This window comes from Longimicrobium sp., from assembly GCA_036377595.1.
Lineage (GTDB): Bacteria > Gemmatimonadota > Gemmatimonadetes > Longimicrobiales > Longimicrobiaceae > Longimicrobium.
Map to the genome: position 1 here is coordinate 1 of DASUYB010000120.1, position 23,588 is coordinate 23,588.

The 23,588-nt window shown below is 70.2% G+C and carries 19 protein-coding genes, 1 tRNA gene and 2 riboswitches; of the genes, 11 read left to right on the forward strand and 9 right to left on the reverse strand.

The window, feature by feature from the left end; all coding sequences use genetic code 11:
- Window positions 1-325: 325 nt before the first annotated feature.
- From purB to truA, 4 genes are all read right to left on the reverse strand, one after another.
- Window positions 326-1,810 carry an adenylosuccinate lyase gene (gene purB, locus VF092_20790; GenBank protein ID HEX6749742.1) on the reverse strand — a complete coding sequence of 495 codons (1,485 nt, stop codon included), beginning with the start codon at window positions 1,808-1,810 and terminating at the stop codon, window positions 326-328.
- Window positions 1,811-2,808: 998 nt separating this feature from the next.
- The gene (locus VF092_20795) at window positions 2,809-3,204 is read right to left on the reverse strand and encodes a VOC family protein (protein HEX6749743.1); all 396 of its coding nucleotides are present in this window, start codon (window positions 3,202-3,204) and stop codon (window positions 2,809-2,811) included.
- 60 nt (window positions 3,205-3,264) lie between these two features.
- The gene (locus VF092_20800) at window positions 3,265-3,714 is read right to left on the reverse strand and encodes a hypothetical protein (protein ID HEX6749744.1); all 450 of its coding nucleotides are present in this window, start codon (window positions 3,712-3,714) and stop codon (window positions 3,265-3,267) included.
- Complete coding sequence (gene truA / locus VF092_20805; protein HEX6749745.1) at window positions 3,714-4,523, reverse strand: tRNA pseudouridine(38-40) synthase TruA; 810 nt, start codon at window positions 4,521-4,523, stop codon at window positions 3,714-3,716. Before truA ends, VF092_20800 begins: the two co-directional genes overlap by 1 nt.
- Window positions 4,524-4,710: 187 nt before the next feature.
- Between truA and VF092_20810 the strand changes: the two genes are divergently transcribed.
- From VF092_20810 to VF092_20825, 4 genes are all read left to right on the forward strand, one after another.
- Window positions 4,711-5,955 (forward strand): GAF domain-containing protein, encoded by a 1,245-nt coding sequence (locus VF092_20810; protein HEX6749746.1) that lies wholly within the window; start codon window positions 4,711-4,713, stop codon window positions 5,953-5,955.
- Window positions 5,952-6,992, forward strand: coding sequence for an anthranilate phosphoribosyltransferase (trpD, locus tag VF092_20815; protein ID HEX6749747.1), 1,041 nt, complete (start codon window positions 5,952-5,954; stop codon window positions 6,990-6,992). The genes VF092_20810 and trpD overlap by 4 nt, the downstream gene beginning before the upstream one ends.
- 193 nt (window positions 6,993-7,185) lie before the next feature.
- A tRNA-Ile gene (locus VF092_20820) sits at window positions 7,186-7,258 on the forward strand.
- 315 nt (window positions 7,259-7,573) lie between these two features.
- Entirely contained in the window at window positions 7,574-8,107 is a 534-nt protein-coding gene (locus tag VF092_20825; GenBank protein ID HEX6749748.1) for a hypothetical protein, read from the forward strand.
- 94 nt (window positions 8,108-8,201) lie between these two features.
- Here the strand turns inward: VF092_20825 and VF092_20830 are convergent, their stop codons facing one another.
- Window positions 8,202-8,459 carry a UBP-type zinc finger domain-containing protein gene (locus VF092_20830; GenBank protein ID HEX6749749.1) on the reverse strand — a complete coding sequence of 86 codons (258 nt, stop codon included), beginning with the start codon at window positions 8,457-8,459 and terminating at the stop codon, window positions 8,202-8,204.
- Between the two features lie 397 nt (window positions 8,460-8,856).
- The gene (locus VF092_20835; protein ID HEX6749750.1) at window positions 8,857-10,314 is read right to left on the reverse strand and encodes a mercuric reductase; all 1,458 of its coding nucleotides are present in this window, start codon (window positions 10,312-10,314) and stop codon (window positions 8,857-8,859) included.
- A 360-nt stretch (window positions 10,315-10,674) separates the two neighbouring features.
- A riboswitch (cyclic di-GMP riboswitch) is annotated at window positions 10,675-10,750 on the forward strand.
- A gap of 14 nt (window positions 10,751-10,764) precedes the next feature.
- Window positions 10,765-10,839: riboswitch (cyclic di-GMP riboswitch) on the forward strand.
- 40 nt (window positions 10,840-10,879) lie between these two features.
- On the opposite strand from VF092_20835, the gene VF092_20840 reads away from it, so the two are divergent.
- Window positions 10,880-12,451: a hypothetical protein gene (locus VF092_20840; protein HEX6749751.1), complete on the forward strand. Its 1,572-nt coding sequence runs from the start codon at window positions 10,880-10,882 to the stop codon at window positions 12,449-12,451.
- A 143-nt stretch (window positions 12,452-12,594) separates the two neighbouring features.
- Here the strand turns inward: VF092_20840 and VF092_20845 are convergent, their stop codons facing one another.
- On the reverse strand, window positions 12,595-14,559 hold the full coding sequence (locus VF092_20845) for an ATP-dependent DNA helicase RecQ (protein ID HEX6749752.1): 1,965 nt from the start codon (window positions 14,557-14,559) through the stop codon (window positions 12,595-12,597).
- Window positions 14,560-14,846: 287 nt separating this feature from the next.
- The gene (locus VF092_20850; protein HEX6749753.1) at window positions 14,847-15,935 is read right to left on the reverse strand and encodes a PA0069 family radical SAM protein; all 1,089 of its coding nucleotides are present in this window, start codon (window positions 15,933-15,935) and stop codon (window positions 14,847-14,849) included.
- A 126-nt stretch (window positions 15,936-16,061) separates the two neighbouring features.
- Between VF092_20850 and VF092_20855 the strand changes: the two genes are divergently transcribed.
- On the forward strand, window positions 16,062-16,799 hold the full coding sequence (locus tag VF092_20855; protein ID HEX6749754.1) for an SGNH/GDSL hydrolase family protein: 738 nt from the start codon (window positions 16,062-16,064) through the stop codon (window positions 16,797-16,799).
- 74 nt (window positions 16,800-16,873) lie between these two features.
- On the opposite strand, the gene VF092_20860 is transcribed toward VF092_20855, so the two are convergent.
- Window positions 16,874-17,956 carry a Ran-binding zinc finger domain-containing protein gene (locus tag VF092_20860; GenBank protein HEX6749755.1) on the reverse strand — a complete coding sequence of 361 codons (1,083 nt, stop codon included), beginning with the start codon at window positions 17,954-17,956 and terminating at the stop codon, window positions 16,874-16,876.
- Window positions 17,957-18,157: 201 nt separating this feature from the next.
- Here VF092_20860 and VF092_20865 point away from each other — a divergent pair, with 201 nt between their 5' ends.
- The 5 genes from VF092_20865 (at window position 18,158) to secF (ending at window position 23,499) form a co-directional block, all read left to right on the forward strand.
- Window positions 18,158-18,439, forward strand: coding sequence for a helix-turn-helix transcriptional regulator (locus VF092_20865; GenBank protein ID HEX6749756.1), 282 nt, complete (start codon window positions 18,158-18,160; stop codon window positions 18,437-18,439).
- A gap of 40 nt (window positions 18,440-18,479) precedes the next feature.
- Complete coding sequence (locus VF092_20870; GenBank protein HEX6749757.1) at window positions 18,480-18,713, forward strand: DUF433 domain-containing protein; 234 nt, start codon at window positions 18,480-18,482, stop codon at window positions 18,711-18,713.
- A 260-nt stretch (window positions 18,714-18,973) separates the two neighbouring features.
- A complete protein-coding gene (locus tag VF092_20875) occupies window positions 18,974-20,566 on the forward strand; it encodes a TldD/PmbA family protein (protein ID HEX6749758.1) in 1,593 nt (530 codons plus the stop codon).
- A gap of 351 nt (window positions 20,567-20,917) precedes the next feature.
- A complete protein-coding gene (gene secD / locus VF092_20880) occupies window positions 20,918-22,480 on the forward strand; it encodes a protein translocase subunit SecD (protein ID HEX6749759.1) in 1,563 nt (520 codons plus the stop codon).
- 11 nt (window positions 22,481-22,491) lie between these two features.
- Window positions 22,492-23,499, forward strand: coding sequence for a protein translocase subunit SecF (secF, locus tag VF092_20885; protein HEX6749760.1), 1,008 nt, complete (start codon window positions 22,492-22,494; stop codon window positions 23,497-23,499).
- Window positions 23,500-23,588: the final 89 nt, after the last annotated feature.

Sequence of the window (23,588 nt, forward strand, 5' to 3'; positions counted from 1 at the left end):
AGCGTCACGAAGCGCATCCGCTCCGTCTCCGGGTCCGAATGATTCCACGGCATTTCTCCCCCTGGGGCTCGGGTACACTTCGTTCTGCCGTGTCAATCATCCTCCCGGTCTGATCTGTCAACAATCTACCCGGTCCGGACCTTCCCGGCCCTCCGGGCGCGCATCCCTCATGCAAGGTGCTCACCCGCAGAAAAAGCGAGACGAACCATCGCCTCGCTTTCCCATTGACCGAATCCAACCCGTGCGCACCGACGCCGCCGCGGGAGTCCGCGAAGGCGGACTTTGGGCGTTGTTGCCGCGAATTCCATTCGCCCGTCCCCGAGGTTCAAACCCGCAGCTCCGGCGCGGCCTCCGCGGCGGCCTCGGGGTAGCGGGCGAGGGCGGGGGCGACCCACTCGGCCAGGAACTCGTCGACCTGCTCGGGGGCGCGGCCCACGTACAGCTCGGGGCGCAGGTCCTCGTCCAGCTCCGCGCGGGTGATGCCGAACGCCGGGTCCGCGGCGATGCGGTCCATCAGGTCGTTGGGGCGGCCGTGCTGCTTCACCTGGCGGCCGGCCTCGATGCTGTGCACGCGCACGCGCTCGTGCAGGTCCTGCCGGTCGCCGCCCTTCTTCACCGCGCGCATCATCAGGTTCTCGGTGGCCATGAACGGCAGCTCGTCCATCAGCCGCCGCCGGATCATCTCCGGATAGACCACCATCCCCCCGGCCACGTTGTGCATCAGCAGGAGCACGCTGTCGATCGCGAGATAGGCCTCGGGAACGGCGATGCGCTTGTTGGCGCTGTCGTCCAGCGTGCGCTCGAACCACTGCTGCGCGGCGGTGAAGGCCGGGTCCAGCGACAGCACGATGGCGTGGCGGGCCAGCGCGTTGATCCGTTCGCAGCGCATGGGGTTGCGCTTGTATGGCATCGCGCTGCTGCCGATCTGGTGCTCCTCGAACGGCTCCTCGACCTCCTTCAGGTGCGAGAGGAGCCGCACGTCGTTGGCGAACTTGCTGGCGCTCTGGCCGACGCCGGCGAGCGTCGCCAGGCAGGCGTAGTCCGTCTTGCGCGTGTACGTCTGCCCGGTGACGCCGTAGACCTGCTCGAATCCCATCTTCTTCGCCACGAGCCGGTTGAGCTGCTCCACCTTCGCGCCGTCGCCCTCGAACAGGTCCATGAAGCTGGCCTGCGTCCCCGTGGTCCCCCGCACCCCGCGGAAGCGCAGCGTGGCGATGCGGAACTCGACTTCCTCCAGGTCGAGGAGGAGATCCTGGATCCAGAGGGTGGCGCGCTTGCCGACGGTGGTGGGCTGCGCGGGCTGGAAGTGGGTGAAGCCGAGGGTAGGGAGATCGCGGTGCTCGCGCGCGAAGCTCGCCAGCGCGGCGACGACCGCGGCGATGCGTTGCGCGACCAGCTTCAGCGCCTCGCGGTGCTGAATAAGGTCGGTGTTGTCGCCCACGTAGGCGCTGGTGGCGCCCAGGTGGATGATGGCGCGCGCCTCGGGCGCCTGCTCGCCCAGGTGGTGCACGTGCGCCATCACGTCGTGGCGGAGCTGGCGCTCTAGCTCGGCGGCGCGCCGCAGGTCGAAGTCGTCCAGGTGCGCGCGGATGGCCTCGACCGCCTGGTCGGGGATGGGCAGCCCCAGCTCGCGCTCGGCCTCGGCCAGCGCCAGCCACAGCCGCCGCCAGGTGCCGAACTTGAAGTCGGACGAGAAGATGCGAGACATCTCCGCCGACGCGTACCGCTCCGTGAGCGGGTTGGAATAGCGATCCGAAGCCATTTCGCTGACCTGATCCTTGTGCGTTAGTCTGGTCGGAGGTTCGGCCATGTATCCCTATCGAATTCGGAGCTCAGCTCACGCATTCGCTGTCTAACTCGCTCGAACTTTGATTGATCATATGCCTCGAATGAATCAGCGACCGATCCAGTCAGATCATGAATCAAGCTCTCGTGGTCAGAGAAGCGGGAGCTCTGCGAAAGTAGCCAAGATCGGATCGATTGTTGTACCCAAACTGTCGCTGAATTGTAGTCGTAGTCGATTGCGAGTATTGGAAGTCTGAAACTGCGTGCCCACGACAAAACCTCTTCGAGTTCCACAAGGAGCTCAAATGGATTGTCACAACGGATATACTCCGGATCAGAAAAGCAGGAATCCAGTGTCAAATCACCGGGATTGGCTGGAAGTGCATCGAGAACATCTGTTCTCTCTCGTAGATCACCGCTTGACACTGTCCGACCCGTGCACAGATCCCACACGGGGTCGACGAATTCATTCCGTCGAAGAGCTAGGTTGATGGTGGCTACTATCTGCGAGAGTCTCGTTGGGTTTTCACCCGCCGGTATTTCCGTGGCATTGGATTCGAGAAAGCCCGCAAGGTCTGCCGCCCAGCGTTTGGGTGCTCCACTTAACGCGAGCATCGCTTCAGAAACACGCAGTAAATGAAGAGGCGATGATTCGGCGCGATGTACGGCGACCACTGCTCGCGGCCAATGGGGATCACTTAGAAAGAGAACAATGTGAGTGGCATTCCATTCGCTGCTAAACTCGGCACCCAAGTCGGTCACCGAGAACGCCTGCCGGTGTGTTCGTAAGCCACTCGGCAGAAGCGGGCGAAGTTCGCTAGGCATGGACGAAAGGTTCCATAGGTTGTTCACTCCACCAACCGCAGCCGCATACGTCGCGGCGGCTTGATCCCCGCGTCGGCCGGTAGGCGACGGCGGAGCAAGAGGCCCGCGGGCATCGCGGGCGGGCTCATCTCCAGCCCCGGCGTGCCGTCCAGTGAGGATGCTCTCCGGAATGAACGGTGGACGATCATCTGTCGCCGCTTACGACAGATTGAGCTGCCACGACACGCCGAAGCGGTCGTTGACCCACGCGAACATGCGGCTGAACCCGTAGTTGCCGAGCGGCATGAGCTCGGCGCCGCCCTCGGCCAGCGCGGTGGCGAGGCGGCGGACCTCCTCCTCGCTCTCGCACTCCACGAACAGCGAGGACGAGGGGGTGAAGGTGAATCCGTGCTTCACGAAGCTGTCGGAGCACATCACCGCCTGCCCGGCGACGGTGAAGGTGGCGACCATCACCGAGCCTTCCGGGCCGGGCTGCCCCGGGCCGTAGCGGGAGATTGAGGTGATCTCGCCACCGGGGATGAGGGAGACGTAGAAGTTCATCGCCTCTTCCGCCTTCCCCTCGAACATCAGGAACGGCCGTACGCTCTTCGCCACGATCCATCCTCCGTTGAACCGTCGTGAATCCGTCTGGAGACGCTTACCCCCCGCACGTCATCACTCCAGCGTAGATGCGGGGGATCGAACCAGCCGCAGCGTCTCCAGCATGGCGCGGACATCGGCGTCGTCGCGGCCGGCGGCGGAGAGCGGGCAGGTGTAGGTCACGTCGAGCGGAAGGCCGTCGCACTCGAGCATCCACCCGCGCAGCCAGCGGTCGTCGTCGCCAGGCGGATCGCTTCCACCCAGCGATCCGAACTCGGTCCGATACCCGCTGAAGTCACCGCAGCGCACTTCGACCAGCGGCCTTCCCTTCGGTGGATGCACGCTCGCGGCCATCTCCACCCACTGGCGCGCCGTCAAGCCGGTCGTGGCCGGATGGAACGCCGTCAGCCGCAGCAGGGTGCCGGGATTCGCGTTCAGCACCGCCACGTGGTCGCCGCGCTGCTCCGCGCGCCATCCGTCCGCCAGCCGCATGGTCCAGAACGGAGCGGCCGACTCCATCTCCATCACTCCACCAGCCGCAGCCGCGTTCTTCGCGGCGGCTTCGTCCCCGCGTCGGCGGGGTAGGCGACGGAGGAGAGGAAGAGGCCCTCGGGCGGCGCCGGGGGCGAAGTCTCCAGCCCCGGCGCGCCGTCCAGCAGGTCGGCGACGTGGTCGGCCGGGCGCTCGCCGAGCCCCACGTCCACCATCGTCCCCACGAGATAGCGGACCATGTGGTGGAGGAAGCGGTTGGCGGTGACGTGGAACTCCAGCCCCAGCCCCTCCCACGGCGCCCACTGCGCCTCGGTGACGGTGCAGCGGTCGCCGCGCTCTTCCTGCCCCGCCTTGGCGAACGCCTTGAACGAGTGGTCGCCGACGATCATCTCCGCCGCGCGCGACATCTCGCCCAAGTCGACGGGGCGGAGGAGCGGCCAGCACCAGGGCGCGTGGAAGGGCGAGTCGGCGTGCTGCGCCAGCCCCACGCGGTAGACGTAGGAGCGGCTCGACGCGTCGTAGCGCGGATGGAAGTAGGGCGGCGCCAGCACCGCGTCGGCCACCCACACGTCGTCGGGGAGGAGGGCGTTCATCGCCCGGCGGAGCGCGTGCGCCGTCCACCGCTCGGGGACGTCGGTGGCCGCGACCTGGCCGGTGGCGTGCACGCCGGCGTCGGTGCGGCCGCTCCCGATCACCGTGGCGGGGCGGTTGGTGAGGCGCGAGACGACGCGCTCCAGCTCGCCCTGCACGGTGCGCTGCTCGGGCTGCACCTGCCAGCCGTGGAAGGCGCGCCCGTCGTAGTGGAGCGTGAGTCTGATGCGGTGGAGTCCGGGCTCGGTCACGCGCGACAACCTGCCCGGCGCCCCACGCGGTGTCAAGCGATTTCCGCGTCCCGAAAGGGCTTGGGCTGATTGACAGCGGGCGCGCAGGAGCGTACCCTTCAACCTCCGCCGACAACCAGAGTTGAGGGTCCGCAGTGGCGCCCGCCGCGCCACCGCACTCGCTGTCCCCTGTCCCCCGCAGTTCCAGATGAACCTGCTGGTCCGCCTGCACGACGCGGTCGACGACGAGACCGTGCTCCGCCGCCTCCTGCCCGTGCTGGCGCACGGCGGCCGCCGCGTGGCGTACGCCGCGTACGACGATGCCACCGCGGTGCTCGTCCACCGCTGGGCCAGCACCGACGACGGCGGGGTGGACGAGGCGCCGCTGGAGCTGGAGCCCGGGCGGCTGCACGCGCTGCTGGGCGACGATGCCGGCGGCGACCGCCCGCTGCGCCCGGTGGACAGCGCCGCCGCCTGGGTGCTGAAGGACCTCCTTCCCGGCCTGGAGCCGGAGAAGTACTGGGTGCGCGCCCGCGCCGTCGCGCACGACGGGCGCTGGCTGGGCGTGTTCGTGGTGGCCGAGCCGCGGCGGCGGATGCTGGCGCGGCGCAGCGACGACTCGATGGACGCCGGCGGCGACGTGCTGGAGCTCTGCCTTTCGCGCGCGCTGCTGCTGCGCGAGCGTGAGGCCGCCGAGGAGGCGCGCGCACAGGCCGTCCGCTCGCTGGCGATGGCCTCCGCCACGCAGCCGGCGCCCGCGGAGCGCCCCCTCCCGCACGAGGAGGAGACGGCGCTGGTGGAGGCGCGGCGCGACCTGGAGGGGATGCGCGCGCGGATGGAGGCGCTGGAGGCGGCCGCGGCCAGCGCCACGGAGATGCTGATGGAGGCGCACGTGGAGATCGACCGCCGCGCCCAGCGCCACCAGCGGCAGACGCGCGTCCTCTACCTCCTGCGCAAGCTGATGGAGCGCAGCGCGCAGGGGCTCCCCCCGGCGGAGCTGGCGGACGAGATCGTGAAGACCGTGTCCGAGGCGTTCGGCGGCAACCGCTGCTCGCTCCTGCTGATCGACGAGGGCGGCGACGGCCCCGAGCTGCGCCTGTGCGCCGCCGTGGGGCTGCCGCCGATGATCGAGTCGGACCGCGTGCGCGTGCCGATGGGGCGGGGGATCTCCGGCACCGTCGCCAGCTCGCGCATGCCGCTGGTGGTGCGCGACCCCGACGAGGGCGTCACCCACCCGCTGATGCGCGACGCGTGGTACACGGGCCCGGCCTTCGTCTCGCTCCCGCTCCTCTGCCGCGGGCGGCTGCTGGGCGTGCTGAACCTGAGCAACTTCCGCGCGGGCACGGTGGACGACTACGAGGTCGAGCAGCTCCGCCTCGTCGCCCTCTGCGTCGGCCTGCTGGCGGACCACGCGGGGCTCGGCGAGCGCCTGTTCGCGGGGCAGCCGGCGTGACCGTGGCCGGGGATGCGCCGGAGCTGGGCGCGCTGATCCGGCAGGCGGCGCTCCGCCCGCTCAGCGCGGCGGAGGCCGAGGCGGCGTTCAACGAGGTGATGGAGGGGCGCGCCACGCCGGTGCAGATGGCCGCGCTCCTGGTGGCCATCCGCGTGCGCGGCGCCGTCCCCGCCGAGGTGGCGGGCGGCGTGCGGGCGCTGCGCCGCGCGATGGTCCCCGTCCCCGCCGACGCGGCCGGGCTGGTGGACACCTGCGGCACCGGCGGCGGGGCGATGACCACCTTCAACATCTCCACCGCCGCGGCGCTGCTGGCCGCGGGCGCGGGGGTGCGGGTGGCCAAGCACGGCAACCGCTCGTTCACCAGCCAGTGCGGCAGCGCCGACGTGCTCGAGGCGCTGGGCGTGCGGCTGGAGCTGGCGCCCGACGAGGAGGCGCGGGTGCTGGAGCGGACGGGGATCGTGTTCATGTTCGCGCCGCTGCATCACCCCGCCATGAAGCACGTGGGCCCCATCCGCCGCGAGCTGGGGATGCCGACCATCATGAACGTGCTGGGCCCGGTGACGAACCCGGCGGGCGCGCGGCGGCAGGTGGTGGGCGTGAGCGATCCCGCGCTGCTGGAGCTGATCGCCGGCGCGCTGGCCGAGCTGGGGCACGAGCGCGCGCTCGTCGTCCACGGCCAGCCCGGGCTCGACGAGTTGAGCCCCATCGGCACGACGGAGGTCATCGAGGTGGCCGGCGGCCGCTGGGAGAGGCGGACGTTCGACGCGGCCGCGGAACTCGGCTGGGAGCGCTTCGAGCCCGGCGGCCTGGCCGGCGGCGACCGGCGCGAGAACGCGGAGAAGGTGGAAGGCGTGCTGCGCGGCCGGGTCGCCGGCGCCGCGCGCGCCGCGGTGGTGCTGAACGCCGGCGCCGCCATCTACTGCGCCGAGCTGGCTCCGACGCTCGTCGACGGCGTCCGCGCGGCGGAACAGGCGCTCGAGCAGGGCCGCGGCTGGACGAAGCTGGAGGAGCTGCGCGCGGCCGTGCATGCGGGGTGAACCACAAGAACCCGCAACAGATTTATCTCACGCAGAGTCAGCAGGGTCAGCAGAGAACTGCAGTTCCACTGCTCACTCTGCTGACCCTGCGTGAGACCCTTCTGTGATCAGTTCCCTCGGAATCGGACGCATCGCCGCGGTTGACCGTCGGAAGGCGGAACATCATATTCCGTGCGCCATTTCGTGCGTTTCCGGGCCCATAGCTCAGCGGTTAGAGCAGGGGACTCATAATCCCTTGGTCCCAGGTTCGAATCCTGGTGGGCCCACTCCGCCGGATCTCATCTCCCTGATGAGATCCGGCTTTTTCGTCTCTCTTGCGAATGCAAGGACCTTGAAGGGCGGCTCGCGGCCCGGTGTCACTTGCGCCGGGGCGGCGCTGTTCTTACATACCGTGCCGCCGCCGCCCGACCGGGTCCGGAGGGGGCGGACTGCTACCGGGTTCCGTTGCTGTTGAAGTAGTGTAAGTCGCGGATGGAACCTAACTTACGCAGTGGTGTCGAAAGGCCCGGAGTTCGCGCCGCCGACCGCCCCCGATCCGGGGCGGCCGGCGCAAGGTTTCGCATCCTGGTGGAGTAGGAACAGTGCAGAAGAGCACCCGCATCGCCGTTCTGGCCGCCGCCGCGCTGGCCCTTCCGGTCGCCGTGTCGGCGCAGACCACGCCGGCGCCGGCGCAGCCCGCCGCCCCCGCGGCCGCCGCCCCGCAGAACGAGGCCGCGCAGCTGCAGGCCAAGCTGGGCCAGCTGCAGCAGCAGGCGCTGCAGGACCCGGCGATCAAGGAGGCGCAGGCCACCCTGACCGCCGCAGTGAATGCCGGGATGGCGAAGCTGGACCCGGCCGCTCCGGCCAAGCTGGCGCGGGTGCAGGCGCTCCCCGCCGAGGAGCAGGCGGCGCGCACCGCCAACGACAACGCCAAGCTGAACGCGCTGGCCGCCGAGGCGCAGCAGCTGCAGGCGTACTTCGCCGGGCTGCAGCCGCGCGTGGTGGCGCTTCCCGAGGTGCAGGCCGCGCGTCAGGCGTTCACCGAGCAGCTGTTCGCGAAGATGAAGGAGCTCGATCCCAACGCCCAGCAGTACGTCGACCGCCTCACGCAGCTGCGCAGCGGCAGCGGCCGCTGAGCCGATCACCCGCTGACGAAAAAGACGCGCCGCCGAGGACCTTCCCCGGCGGCGCGCCTTCTTTCCCCTTCGCACTCGGCACTGAGCACCTTCATCACAGCATCACCTCGTCCACATAGCACCAGCTCCAGCTCTCCCCCGGCTCGGCGGAGCGCACGATCGGGTGCTGGGTCGCGTGGAAGTGCTTGGTGGCGTGCTTGTTGGGTGACGAGTCGCAGCAGCCCACGTGGCCGCAGGTGCGGCACATCCGCAGGTGCACCCACCAGCTGCCGGTCTTCAGGCACTCCTCGCACCCCTGCGTGTTCGGGTGGACGTCTCGGATCTGGTCGGTATGCGTGCACTGCGTCGCCATCTTCCCCTCCCGGGCTCTGAAAAAGCTGAGAAACTGCTTGTGATCTGGGCGTGTCCCTCCGCTGCGCTCCGGGCCGGGCTGCGCGCGCGGTAGGGCACGATACAACTGTGCCCAACCGCGCCGGGCCCCCGCCGCGCCCCGCCATCCCCGCGGACGCCTGGCGTCGGCGCGCGCGCGGCGGGTTCCCGGCCCTCCGGGCGCGCATCCCTCACGCGTCCGTCGCACTCGCCGAGTCTGCCACGGCTTCGAGGATTGCGCAACGCCGTCGCCCATGCGATGCCGATCGCGCGCGCCGAAGCGTCGCCGGCACCGGCGCCAGCAGTCCGCGAAGGCGGACTTCGTGTGGTTGTTGCCGCGGTTTCAACCGCCCTTTCCCAGCCCGATTCCGCGCCGATTCTCACCCGGCCGCGGGCGCCATCTCCTCCGCTCCCGCCGCGGGCTCGGCCGCTGCTGCCGCCGTCTCCTCGGCGGCCTCGGAGGCGGGGCAGGGGGCCAGCGCGTAGCGGGGGAGCTTCATCACCAGCGTCTGCAGCCCCTCGGCGAAGGTCGGGTGGATGAACTCGGTGTCGACCACCGCGCGCGCCGAGGCGCCGGCCTGCATCAGCACGGAAAAGACGTGCACCAGCTCGCCCGCCTGCGCGCCGACCAGGGAGACGCCTACGAAGCGCTCCGTCCTGCGGTCCACCATCACCCGCATCACTCCCGCGGGCACGTCGGCCTCCACCGCGCGGGCCACGTAGCCGAACGGCATCTCCGCGATCTCCACCTCCATCCCCTGCTCGCGCGCCTCGCGCTCCGTCAATCCCACGCGGCCGACCTGGGGATCGGTGAACATCGCGTAGGGCACCAGCCGCCCCTCGCGCCCGCCGCTGCGCCGCCCGGTGAGGATGTCGACCAGGATCCGCCCGTCGTCCCACGAGCGGTGGGTGAACTGCGGGCCGCCGGTGCAGTCGCCGATCGCGTACACCCCCTCCGCCGAGGCGCGGAACCCGTCGTCCACGGGGATGAAGCCGCGCTCGTCCAGCCGCACCCCGGCCGCGTCGCACCCCAGGTCGCCCGTGTTCGGCGTGCGCCCGGTGGCCACCAGCAGGTGCGATCCCTCGATCTCGCTGCCGTCCTCCAGCGCGACGACCACGCCGTCCCCGCGCCGCTCCACGCGCGCGGGGCGGACGCCCTTGTGCACCTCGATCCCCTCCGCCGCGAAAGCTTTTTCGATCTCCTCGGAAACCTGCGGGTCCTCGCGCGCCAGCAGCCGCTCGTTGGGGTCGACGATGGCCACCTCCGCGCCCAGCCGCCGGAACGCCTGCCCCAGCTCGCACCCGATGTAGCCGCCGCCGATGGCCACCAGGCGCCGCGGCAGCTCGCGCAGGCCGAACACCGAGCCGTTGGTCAGGAACGGCACCGCGTCCAGCCCGGCGATCTTCGGCACCGCGTGCCGCGTCCCCACGTTGATCACCACCACGTCCGCCTCGTGCGTCTCGCCGCCGACCTCCACCCGCCGCGGGGCGACGAAGCGCGCGTGAGCCTGGACCACCGTCAGCCGCTCACCCGCGCGCGCCAGGCGGCCGCGCACGCCGTCGCGCCACTGGTGGATGATGCCGTCCACCCGCTCCATCACCGCGCGGAAGTCCACCTCCACCGCCGCGCGCACGCCCAGCCGCCCGGCGCGTCGCGCGTCGTGCGCCGCCTGCGCGCTGGCGATCAGGCTCTTGCTGGGCGTGCAGCCGCGGTTCACGCAGGTGCCGCCCACCTCGCTGCGCTCCGCCAGCAGCACGCGCCGTCCGCCCTCGGCCAGCAGCGCCGCCAGCGGCACGCCGCCCTGCCCGGCGCCGATCACGATCACGTCGTATCTCATCGGGTCCACACTCGTCCGTCGTGCGGGGGGATGGATGGTGGAGCACAGGTGAGATGGTGGCCGGTTACGGGGGCGCGGACAAGACCCGCGTCCTCGCCGGCCGAAACTGTTGCACGCGCGCCACAATCCGCCTCTCCAAAGCCTGAATTCGCCGCGATTCCGGCGTCGCATGGCTCATTCGGAGTCCGTCGACGCGTCCGTTCCTGAAACTGCAACTCTCTCACGTATCACCATTTATAAAACTGCAACGTAGAATTGTATCAGGAACTCTTGCGCGATCCGGCGGGGAGGGCTTAGACTTTTGCCACGACGGAACCGGGGCAATTTCCGGCCACCCGTCCCGCCCCCCACCTCCGCAGGTCCCGATAAAGGCACCCCGGTCGCGAGGCCGGTCCGCAAAGCCCAGGGGTCTCCCCGAGACAGCCCGGCCGCCGAAGGATCGTCGTTCCGTCCCGAAAAAGGCACCCCGGCCGCGAGGCCGGTCCGCAAAGCCAGGGGTCTCACGCAGACAGCCCGGCCACCGAGGACGCCCCACGCGATCACAAAGCTTCGCGGCAAGGCGCCCATGTCTTCCAAGGCACTTCGGCGGTATCTCGCGCACACCCCGGCGCTGCTCGGCGCCGCGCTGGTCCTCGTCTCCGCGGCCTGCTCCGACACCGCCGTCTCCCCGTCGGCCACCTCCGCCGCCCGGGCCGCCTCGCGGCTCGCCCCGACGACGACCGGCTCCGCCTCCCGCCTCGTCTCCAACTCCGTCAAGTACCACGACGGCAGCGCCCCGCACGCCACCGGCCGCTCCGGCTCGGCGCGGCTCGAGGCGCTGGCGGTGACCGACGCGCACGGCATCACCACCCTCACCCTCACCACCGGCGACCTGGACCACCTGGATTCCGCGCCCGGCGAGATCGTGAAGGTGCAGCTCAAGGTGTTCGGCCCCGACGGCGAGCTGATCTCCAGCCGGAACTACAACCAGCTCCCACGCGGCGGCACGCAGACCTTCGAGCTGGCGGGGCTGCCGGCGGACAGCCGCATCCAGGTGCAGGCCAACGTGCGCGGCATTGACGGCCGCCGCACCGACGTGGTGACGCTGACCGAGACGGTGAAGTTCGGCCCCGCGCTCGACGTGGACGTCCACGTTCCCGACGGCGCGCTGGTCGGCGCCCCGGTGGTGATCACCGCGACGGTGACGGAGACGAACGGGCAGGTGGGCACCCGCACCGACTGCGTGCTCTACATCGACGGGCAGCCTGTGGACCGCGCCGACGACATCTGGGTGGACGCGGGCGACGCCGTGAGCTGCGCCTTCACGTACACCTTCCAGCGCACGGGCACCTACCAGGTGGAGGTCCGCGCCGGTGCCGGCAGCGGCGGCGGCGCGCTCCTGGCCAACGTGGGCGACAGCGAGCTCCTGGAGGTGACCGGCGCGCACCGCGCCGCCTGGACCGCCTCGGTCGAGGACCGGTCGCCCAGCACCACCACGGTGCTCGACTACACCTGGACCCGGTCCGACGGCAGCCACAAGGAGTACTCGAACACCGAGACCACCACCACGCGCGCGCAGACCATCACCCTGCAGGGCACGCTGGAGAGCGCCGCCACCTTCCCGCTGGCGGCGGTCGGCTTCTCAGTGCAGTCCAGCGGCGTGCGCTGGGAGGAGGAGAGCTGGACCGGCCTGGCGTCGGCGACGGACGCGAACGGGCAGGAGTGCGCGAGCCGGATGAGCGGCCAGGGCGCGATGTTCTTCCTCTGCAACGGCCGGCTGGGCGGCGCCACTTACGGCTACACGCGCTTCGCGGGGACGGTCACGTACCACGGCGAGGGCTTCTCGAACGTGTTCGACGGCCCCACCGCCACGCAGAGCGTGTACTCGTGGAACGACAGCTACGGCACCTGGGCCAGCGACTTCCAGGTCCGTCCCCTCGGCACCCAGGTGACGGTGACGCTGGGTGTGAGCGACGCGCGGGGCAGCTGGACGATCAACCCCACGGTGGCGCTGTCGTCGTACAGCAACGCGGTCGAGGTGACGCAGCCGCGCAGCTGCGAGACGACGAACCCGTACTGGCTGGACGGCGGCTCGATGACCGCCTGCACCACCGCCACCCGCACCGAGACCGGCTGGACGGGCACCGCGGCGGGTTGAAGCGGGTTCAGCAGGGAGAGACAGGAATCGCCCGTCCCCACATCATCGCGGGGACGGGCGATCTTTTGTCTCACGCAGAGTCAGCAGGGTCAGCAGAGAACTGCGATTCAACTGCTGACCATGCTGACTCTGCGTGAGCCTTGTCATCCCAGCTGTTCGCACCACGCCAGCACCTCGGCGAAGCGGCGGTCCTCCAGCGCGCCGAAGAGCGGGTTGCGGCCCAGGCGCGCGCGGCTGACCGCCGGGCTGGTGAGGCCGCACAGGAAGCGCGCGAGCTGGCGCGGCGCGCCGAGCGCCTCCGCCTGCTCGTCGCGCAGGCGCCGCACCGCGGCCGCGTCCACCCGCCGCTCGACCGGCGCCGGCGCGGGCGGGGCGGGGAAGACGGTGGCGCGGCCCGTCTCGCAATACGTGCAGTGCCCGCACGGCTCGTCGCGCGCCTCGCCGAAGTGCGCCAGCAGGCCATTGGTGATGCACCCGTCGCGGCCGGCCAGCGCCACCACGTCGCCCACGCGCGCGACCTCCTGCGCCTCGCGCCGCTCGAACCGCTCCATCAGCTCGCGCACCAGCGCGTCCGCGTCGACGTGGGTGGCGGTGCGCGTGAAGCGCAGCCGCGCGTCGCTGGCCTGCACTTCCGCCAGATCCTGCTCGCCGAGGTACTCCACCGCGCGGCAGACGCGCCCGCGGTCCGAGCCCAGACGCAGCGCCACTTCCTCGGGGTTCATCGTGTACAACGTGCGTCCGAACGACGCCTCGCGGAAGATCCCGTCCACGAAGTGCCGCCGCTCGCCGGTGAAGCGGTCCAGGATGTCGCGCAGCCCGGTCTTCAGCCGGATGCGGTAGCCGGCGTAGAACGGCGTCCCCTGGCGCACGACGCCCAGCAGCTCCAGGTAGGTCAGCGCCGTCTTCACCACCAGCTGCCGGATGTCGTGGCGGCTGGACAGGTCGAAGATCGAGACGTCGAACGCCGCGCCCGCGCCCAGCAGCTCGGCGACGAACGAGCGCACGGCCCCCTCCGTCGGCGTGTCGCCGAAAGCGAAGTTCTCCAGCGTCGCCACGTCGTCCATCCCGCCCAGCATCTCCACCACCGATGGCTGGCCGTCGCGCCCCGCGCGGCCGATCTCCTGGCTGTAGCTCTCCAGCCCCTTCGGCAGGTTGTAGTGGTAGACGTAGCGCACGTCCGCCTTGTCGATCCCCATCCCGAAGGCGATGGTGGCCACCACGGTGCCGTGGTCCGACGCCTTCCACCACTCCTGCACCTGCGCGCGCACGTCGTCGTTCATCCCCGCGTGGTAGGCGCGCGCGGGGATCCCCGCCTCGTCCAGCAGCTTCGCCACGCGCTCGGCGGTGCGCTGGAGCGTGACGTAGACGATTCCCGGCCCGGGCGGCCGCGATCGCATCCGCCGCACCAGCTCGGCGTCGCGCTCCTCCGGCCGCGTGGGGTGGACGGAGAGGAAGAGGTTGGGGCGATGGAACCCCGTCACCACCGCGCAGTCGCGCGGGATGCGGAAGCTCTCGCAGACGTCCACCACCACCTGGGGCGTCGCCGTCGCGGTGAGCGTCAGGACGCGCTCGGCGCCCATCTCGCGCGCGGTGTCGGCCAGCTTCAGGTAGTCGGGGCGGAAGTTGTGGCCCCACTCGGAGATGCAGTGCGCCTCGTCGACCGCGAACAGCGCCACGTGCACGCGGCCGAGAAGCTGGAGGAAGCGCTCGTTGTTGAACCGCTCTGGCGAGACGTAGAGAAGGCGCAGCTCGCCGGAGAGGAGCCGCTTCTCCACCGACTTGGTCTCGTCGAAGGTGAGCGAGCTGTCCAGCCGGGCGGCATCGATCCCCAGCGCGCGGAGGGCGTCGATCTGGTCCTTCATCAGCGCGATCAGCGGGCTGACGACGAGGGTGACGCCGTCCAGCAGCAGCGCGGGAAGCTGGTAGCACAGGCTCTTCCCGCCGCCGGTGGGGAACACCGCCAGCGCGGCGCCGTGCTCCAGGATGGCCCGGATCACCCGCTCCTGCCCCGGCCGGAACGCGCCCAGCCCGAACCGCTCGCGTAGCACCGCGCCGATATCCGCCTTCCCGCTCGCGGAATCGCGCCCCGCTTCCGCCGCAATCGTCATCGAGACGCCCCGGATCGAATCGTTTCCTCTGTCTAAGTTCAGCGGAAGCTATACGAGCTCACGCTGCCGGGCAAGCTCCGGCGGCGTCCATTTCTCGTCCAGAGTCGTATCCCTCGAACTCGCTCGCCTAACGTGATCCGGCCGTGGCGGAAACGGACCGGGGTCGCGATCGCGTAGACTCCGCGCCGGATCTCGCCGAATCGCGTGCCCGGTGGGTTCGCTCTGCGTCTGTTTGTCCACCCTCGAGCAGCGATGGCCGTTTTCACGCGGCCGGCGCTCGACGTGGGCTACGCCGCCTCGAAGAGCGCCAGCTGGCCGCGGGCGTCGTGGGGGCGGCGAAAGTGCGCGGTGGAGAGCGCCGGCATCTCGCCGCCGAGGCCGGCCTTGCGGCGGGCGGCCTGCCAGAGCGTGCGCAGCTGCTCCGCGTACTGTCCCTCGCCGCGCATCCGCGAACCGAAGCTGGGGTCGTTCAGCTTCCCGCCGCGGATCTCGCGGACGCGGTGCAGCACCTTCTCCTTCCGCTCCGGGAAGTGCGTCTCCAGCCAGGTCTCGAACAGCTCCTTCAGCACGAACGGCAGACGCAGCGGGATGTAGTGCACGTCGCGCGCGCCCGCGTCGGCCGAGGCCTGGATGATGGCCGGCAGCTCGTGGTCGTTCAGCCCGGGGATCATCGGCGCGGCCAGGACGCGGACCGGAACTCCGGCCTTCGCCAGCGTCTCGACGGCGGCGAGGCGGCGCTTGGGCGTGGAGGTGCGCGGCTCCATCACCCGCTGCAGCTTCTCGTCGAGCGAGGTGATGGAGACGTTGACCGCGGCCCCGTTCCACGCCGCCATCTCCGCGAGAATGTCCACGTCGCGGGTGACGAGGTGGTTCTTCGTGATGAGCGCCGTGGGATTCCGGAACTCCGCCAGCACCTCCAGGCAGCCGCGGGTGAGCCGCAGCTTGCGCTCGACCGGCTGGTAGCAGTCGGTCACGCCGCTCATCGCGATCACCTCGGGCTCGTAGCGCGGCGAAGCCAGGGCGCGGCGGAGGAGCTCCGGCGCGTCCTCCTTCACGAAGATCTTCGTCTCGAAGTCCAGCCCGGCGGAGAGGCCGAAGTACTCGTGCGTGGGCCGAGCGAAGCAGTAGATACAGCCGTGCTCGCAGCCGCGGTACGGGTTCACGCTGGCGTCGAATCCCACGTCCGGGCTGTCGTTGCGGGCGATGATGCTGCGCGTGTGGTCGCGCAGGAACACCGTCCGCGGCGCCGGCTCCTCGTCCGGATCCAGGTGCTCGTAGTCCGGCACGAAGTCCATCTGCACGAAGCGGTTGGGCGGGTTGTGCGCCGCCCCGCGCCCGTGGATCTGGATCAGCGGCCGGATCTCCGTCTCCTCCATCTTGCTCTCCCGCTCGGTTCCCGCGTCTCGGACCGGTGAAAATAAAACCGAATGAATTCCGAAGCAACCTTCGCGCCGTGGACCGGGTGAATCCGGCGCATCGTCCAACTCCGTATCTCCGTGACGATGAAGACGATTCGCATGCGCTCCTTGCCCGCGCTCCGGCGCGGTGGTATTCGCTGCTGTGCGGCGCTGGCGGCGATCTTCGCCGCCACCGCCTGCGCGGGCCAGCGGACGAGCGAGGGAGGGCGGGTGAGCGAGGGGATGCGGTACCTGGCGCTGGGGGATTCGTACACGATCGGCGAGGGCGTGGCGCCGGAGGAGCGGTGGCCGGCTCGGCTCGCGGTCATGCTGCGCGAGCGCGGCCTCGACGTGGCGGACCCGGTGATCATCGCGACGACTGGGTGGACCACGGACGAGCTGGACGCGGGGATCGGCGCGGCGGCGCCGAAGGGGCCGTATGCACTCGTTTCGCTGCTGATCGGCGTGAACAACCAGTACCGCGGCCGCCCGGCGGACGAGTACCGCGAGCAGTTCACCGCGCTGCTGCGGCGCGCCATCGGCTTCGCGGGGGGCGATGCGTCGCGCGTCGTCGTCGTCTCTATCCCCGACTGGGGGGTGACGCCGTTCGCGGAGGGTCGGGACCGCGCGCAGGTGGCGCGGGAGATCGATGCCTTCAACGCGATCAACCGCGACGTCGCCCGCGAGCTCGGCGCACGGTGGGTGGACGTGGCGCCTTCGTCGCGCCGCGCGCCCGCCGCCGTCGTCGCGGACGGGCTGCATCCGTCGGGCGAGCAGTACCGCGAATGGGCGGCGCTGGTGCTTCCGGAGGCGCTGGCGGCGCTGGGCGCGCCATCCAACTGATCGTCATCCACTGGAACGAAGAAGGCGCCTCCGGAGCGGGGGCGCCTTCCTCGTTCTGGCGATGGCGAGAGCCGTCAGTGGCTCGCGGCCGTGTCGATCTGCGCGCGGCTGCCGTTCACCTTCAGCGGCACGTGCTCGCCCACGCGGTGGCCTGTGAACTGGTCGAGCGGCACCTCGGGCGAGTACGAGTCGCCGTCGCCGTCGCGGAAGGTGATGACGTAGCGCTGCTTCTTTTCGCCCTCGCGCGTGGTGTCGTCCACCTCCGTCGCCGGCCAGCGCGGCTGCGTGGTGTCGCCGCGCTCGGTCAGCAGCTGGTCCGGCACCCAGCGCTTGATGCGGTACTCGTACTTGGTGTCCCAGATGGGCTCGCGGCGGTAGATCGGCTCCTGGTACGTCTCCGTGTGGTAGCGCGTCTCGTACACGGGGCGCGTGCAGGTGCGGTCCTCGAAGTAGCCGTTGCCGCGGTCCACCGAGCCGCAGGTGTACGATTCCGTCCCCGTCTGCACGCGGTCGCTGACCTGGCGCGTGCGCGTCTCGTAGTGGTCGAGCACGCGGCGGTAGTCGCGGATGGCGCGGTACGAGCGGACGAGGCGGCCGCCCTGCGGCAGGTCCCACCCCTCCTCGGTGACGGTGCGGTAGGCCTCCACCTGCACCGACCGCTCCCACTGCTTGGCCGTGACCACGCCTTCCACGTGGCGCGTACGGTTCGACCACCCGAACCACCCCAGCACCGCCACGAGCAGCGTTAGGAAGACGTTGCGCCCGAAGTGCGACCGTCTGGCCGGGCGCGTGGTGGAGGGCGGCGGCTGCATGGCGCGGCGCGGCGCGTCCGCCGGTGGGCCGCCCGCGCGGGGGATGTCGGCGGTGTCGTACTCGTGCACCTGCCGCTCGGCGCTGGAGCCGCGCGGGGCGCCGCAGCCCGGGCAGTCCACGTCGGTCGCGCGCGCGCTCCCGCCGCAGTGCTCGCAGACCCAGTCCGCGCCGGCGGCGGCCTGCGCGAGCTGGCCGGCGTCGGTCACCGCCTCCGCGTCTTCGGGAAGGTAGAAGCGGATTTCCTTGGGGCGCGGCGCGCCGCACCCGATGCAGTAGACGTGGCGTCCGAGCTGGGCCTTCGAGCCGCAGCTCGGGCAGTCCCACCGTCCTTCGCGAATGGCCATGTGCGGGGCAGGGTATCGATTCGATTCGGCAGATGCGGCGCGGGGCCGCCGGCGTGGCGAGTGCACGTAAGATGTGCAATCGCAACGCTTCAGGCAACAGGTCACATGGAAAATCGAACACAAATAGACGATCTTTACAATCGGAGCTTCGTTACGCTATTTTTGATCTCCCGCCCTCGTTCCAGCGCTGGAGGGAGCGCGATGAAGGCCGAGGACGTGTTTGCGCGGATCAATGCCGATCACCCGGAGATCGCCGAGATCGCCCACGAGGTTGATCCGCCATTCATCCTTGCCGGGAATGTCATCCGAACCTGTACGTTGCGTGGGCTCACCCCGGAGCAACTGGCGGAACGCACGGGTCTCACGCTGCGGCAGATCCGGCGGATCCAGTGTGGCGACTCGAACCCTCGACTGCTTACGATCGCGAAGATCGCTCACGTCCTGGGGTTGACTTTGCCCGAACTGCTGGGGGAGCAGCCCTGAACCGAAGCGGCCGGAACGCTTCGGCCACCCGGGAGGAAAGATGAACTGGCGCGATCATATCAGCGTTGACCCCGAGATCTTGGCGGGGAAGCCCGTCGTGCGCGGCACACGGCTCGGCGTCGATCTTCTGCTCGAGCTCTTCGCGGCCGGCTGGACCGTCGAACAGGTGCTGACGAACTATCCCGTCCTGACGCCTGACGCGGTCAAGGCGGTGTTCGCGTATGCGAGCAGCAGCGGGTCCTCGTCACGCTCGATCGTGATTTCGGCGAGCTGATCTACCGCGATCTCGCCCCCGTACCGCCCGGCGTGCTGTACCTCCGCATCTTTTCCTCTCCCGAAGCTCCCGCGGAAATCCTCATTCGACTGCTGGGTGATCCGGGGTTTGTCATCGAAGGCCGGTTCTCTGTCATCTCTCGCGACGGCGTGCGCCAGCGTCCACTGCCGTAGAAGCCCGCCGCGGTTGACGCCGGGCGCGCGGACGGCGTATCGTGCCGGCGCATCCTCCCCTCTCCATCTCCTCACCTGGCGAAGCAGATGAACCGCCGAGAGTTCCTTGCGCGCGGCGCCGCCACGGCCGCGGGGGTGTCGCTCCTGCCGGGCGTCGCGCACGCGGCGCGGCTGCCGCTGGACGACCCCGAGTACCGCGAGCTGGCCCTGCGCGCGCTCGACGCCGCCCGCACCGCCGGCGCCACCTACGCCGACGTGCGCATCGTGCGCAACCGCAGCCAGTCCGTCTCCACGCGCGAGCAGCGGGTCACCGGCTTCCAGGACGGTGAGACCTTCGGCTTCGGCGTGCGCGTGCTGGCCGGCGGCGCCTGGGGGTTCGCCGCCAGCCGCGAGCTGAGCCTGGACGAGGTGCAGCGCGTGGCCCGCGAGGCGGTGGCGCAGGCCCGCGCCAACGCGGCCATGCGGCGCCAGCCGGTGCAGCTGGCCCCGGCGGAGCGCGTGGCCGAGGGCACCTGGCGCTCGCCCATCCGCACCGACCCGTTCGACGTGGCGGTGGAGGAGAAGGTGGCGCTGCTGCTGGCGGCCAACGACGCGGCCATGAAGGCCGGCGCGCGCTTCGCCACCTCGTCGATGTTCTTCCTGAAGGAGGAGAAGACCTTCGCCAGCAGCGAGGGGTCGTTCATCACCCAGACGGTGTTCCGCTCGTATCCGCAGATGACCGTCACCGCGGTGCGCGACAACGACTTCCAGAGCCGCATGTCCACCCCGGTGCAGCCGATGGGCCTCGGCTACGAGCACGTGCGCGACGCGCGCCTGGTGGAGAACGCGGCCGTCTGGGCGCGCGAGGCGGTGGAGAAGCTGTCGGCCAGGCCGGTGCAGCCCGGGCGCTACGACCTGGTGCTCCTCCCCTCGCACCTGTTCCTGACCATCCACGAGTCCATCGCGCACCCCACGGAGCTCGACCGCATCCTGGGCGAGGAGGCCAACTTCGCGGGAACGTCGTTCATCTCCCCCATCCAGGACTACCTGGGGAAGTTCCGCTACGGGCCCGAGATCTTCAACATCCAGGCGGAGCGCTCGGCGCCGGGGAGCCTGGCCACGGTGGGGTGGGACGACGAGGGGGTGCGGCCGGAGGAGTACCTGATCGTCCGCAACGGGATCCTGAACGACCTGCAGACCACCCGCGAGCAGGCGCCCATGCTGGCCGACTGGTACCGCAGCCAGGGCCGCCCCGTGCGCAGCCACGGCAACAGCTACGCGGAGAGCTGGTCGGCGGTGCAGTTCCAGCGCATGCCGAACGTGAACCTGCTGCCGCACCCCTCGCGCGACGTGACGCTGGAGGAGCTGGTGGCGGACGTGAAGGACGGGATCATGATCGAGGGGCGCGGCTCGTACTCGATCGACCAGCAGCGCTACAACGCGCAGTTCGGCGGGCAGGTGTTCCACGAGATCAGGAACGGGAAGGTCGGGGGGATGCTGAAGGACGTGGCGTACCAGATGCGCACCCCCGAGTTCTGGAACTCGCTGGACCTCCTCGGCGGGCGGAGCAGCTACTACGTGGGCGGATCGTTCAACGACGGCAAGGGCCAGCCCTCGCAGTCCAACGCCGTGTCCCACGGCTGCCCGCCGGCGCGCTTCCGCCAGGTGAACGTGATCAACACCGGGCGCACGGGCGGCTGATCCGCACGGCATCAATCACGTGGAGGCTCGCGGAGGTGGATGGAGATCCCCTCCGCGAGCCTCCGCGTTCTCCGTGTCCTCCGCGTGAGGTTTGTCCCCCTCGGCACGCCGCGCGACGGCGTCCATCGCACGCTCTCCACGAAGCAGGCGACGATGCGGGATCTTCTTTCCATAGAGCGGTTTACAAGCAGAAGCCCACCCCGCCGCCGATGGCCCGCAGAGCACCCGAAAGGGGGCCGCGCGCGGTTGACAACCCCCGGTGCGGGGGGATAGCTTTGCAAGTTTCCGTAAGACAACCTGTTCCGTCTTCTCGGGCCCTCTCAACCCCTCTCCGGGAGTTCTCGGCTTCCGATGTTCCAGAACCTCAAGGTCCGCCTGGGCCTGATCGCAGGACTCACCGTCCTCAGTATTCTCGCGCTCATCTACAAGCCGATCACCCTCGGCCTGGACCTCCAGGGCGGGGCGCACTACGCCATGGAGATCGACGAGTCGCGCACGGTGCTCACGCCCGAGGCGCGGCGCGACGCCATCGACCGCGCGCTCAAGGTGGTGCGCATCCGCGTGGACGAGCTGGGCGTGTCGGAGCCCGTGGTGCAGAAGGCCGGCGAGGACCGCATCATCGTGGAGCTGGCCGGGCGCACCGACCAGTCGCGGGCCAAGGAGGTGCTGCAGAAGTCGGCCTTCCTGGAGTTCAAGATCGTGCGCCCCACGAGCGAGCTGCAGGGTCTGCTGCCGCGCATGGAGGCCGCCGTCGCCGCCGCCTTCCCCAACGAGGCGCGGCCGGCCGGCACCCCGGCGGGGAACGCCGCGGGTGGGCTGCTGCAGACCAAGACGGGGCAGGACTCCACCCGCCCGGCCGACTCGCTGACCACGGCGCGCCCGCTGGAGAGCAAGTTCGCCGGCGTGGGGTCGGGGCAGCAGATCCTGATCGACACCGCGAACGTGGCCACGGTGCAGAAGTACCTGGCGCTGCCGCAGGTGCAGGCGCTTCTTCCGCGCGGCGCCCAGTTCCTGTGGGGAATGCCCTCGGCCGAGGAGCAGAAGGGCTTTGCCAGCCTCTGGTACGTGAACCGCGACGCCATCATGACCGGCGAGCACCTGCAGAACGCGCAGGCGCAGACCGACCAGTTCAACCGCCCGATCGTGGCGTTCGAGCTGTCGCGCCGGGCCGGCCGCCGCTTCGAGAAGGCCACCAGCGACCACCTGCACGAGCAGATGGCCATCGTGCTGGACGACCGCGTGTACACCGCGCCGGTGATCAACGGCGCCATCAACACGCGCGGCCAGATCGAGCTGGGCAAGGCCAGCATGGAGGACGCGTCGGACCTGGCGCTGGTGCTGCGCGCCGGCGCGCTTCCCGCGCCGCTGCACATCGTGGAGGAGCGCAGCGTGGGCCCCTCGCTGGGCGAGGACTCCATCAAGAACGGCCAGATCGCGGCCATCGTGGGGATCGGCGCGGTGATCCTGATGATGATCGCCATCTACCACTTCTCGGGCGTGCTGGCCGTGATGGCGCTGGCGATCTACGTGGTCCTGTCGCTGGGGATGCTGGCGGCGCTCGACGCCACGCTCACCTTCCCCGGCATCGCGGGCCTGATCCTCTCCGTCGGCATGGCGGTGGACGCCAACGTGCTGATCTTCGAGCGCATCCGCGAGGAGCTCGACCACGGCCGCAGCATCCGCGCGGCGGTGAACGAGGGCTTCCACCACGCCATGCGCGCGATCGTGGACTCCAACGTCTCCACGCTGATCACCTGCGCGATCCTGTTCTACACCGGCACCGGCCCCATCCGCGGCTTCGCGGTGACGCTGGCCATGGGCGTGATCGCCTCGTTCTTCACGGCCGTGTTCACCACGCGGACGTTCATGCAGCTTTACCTCGAGCGCCGGCGGGCGCAGAGCCTCTCGATCTGAGGGACGGGACCATGAGATTCTTCCAGAACGCCAACTACCCGTTCCTGCAGTGGCGCAAGCGCGCCTACCTGGTGACCGCCGCGCTGCTGGTGATGGGGATCGGTTCGATGATCTACCACTCGCTCAAGGGCGAGGGGTGGCTGAACTACGGGGTCGACTTCACCGGCGGCACGGTGGTGCAGGTGCACTTCAACCAGCCGGTGACCGCCCAGCACCTGCGCGACGCCACCAGCGCGGCGGGGCACAGCGACTGGGAGATCACCCAGTTCGGCGGCGAGAACGACTACACCGTGCGCACCCCGCGCTTCGGCCAGGAGGCGGGGCAGGACGCGCAGTCGCGCGTGCGGCAGGCGCTGTCGACGCGCTTCCAGCCGGCGCAGTACACCATCGTGCGCACCGAGGCGGTGGGCCCCAAGGCGGGCGCCGAGCTCGAGCAGCGCGCGCTGATCGCCATCCTGCTGTCGTTCGCGGCCATCCTGGTGTACCTGGCGGCGCGCTTCGAGTGGCGCTTCGCGCTGGCGGCGGTGATCGCCACGGTGCACGACATCGTGGTGACGCTGGGCTTCCTGGCGCTGACCCGCACCGAGATCTCGCTGGGCACGGTGGCAGCGGTGCTGACGGTGGTGGGCTACTCGATGCACGACACCATCATCGTGTTCGACCGGGTGCGCGAGGACCTGGGCAAGCCGCGGCACGGGCGCACCTTCCTCGATATCCTGAACAAGGCCATCAACGAGACGCTGCCGCGCACCACGCTGACCGTGGCCACGGTGATGGCCACGCTGCTGGCGCTGCTGGCGTTCGGCGGCCCGGTGATCTTCGGGTTCGCGCTGGTGCTGGTGCTGGGCATCGCCATCGGGACCTTCTCGTCGATCTTCGTGGCCAGCCCGGTGCTGTACGAGATCGAGCGGCATTTCCCGCGCAAGGAGAAGAAGGAGCAGGCGGTGCGCTCGCACTCGGCGCGCCGGCCCAACGGCAACCGCCCGCCCACCGCGCGCCGCGCCGAGGTGCCGCGCTGAACCACGGTGCGAGAGTGCGAAGGTGCGAGAGTGCGAAGGTGCGAGAGTGCGTGATCGCTCACGCCGCGCGCCGCCGGCGCTAACACGAT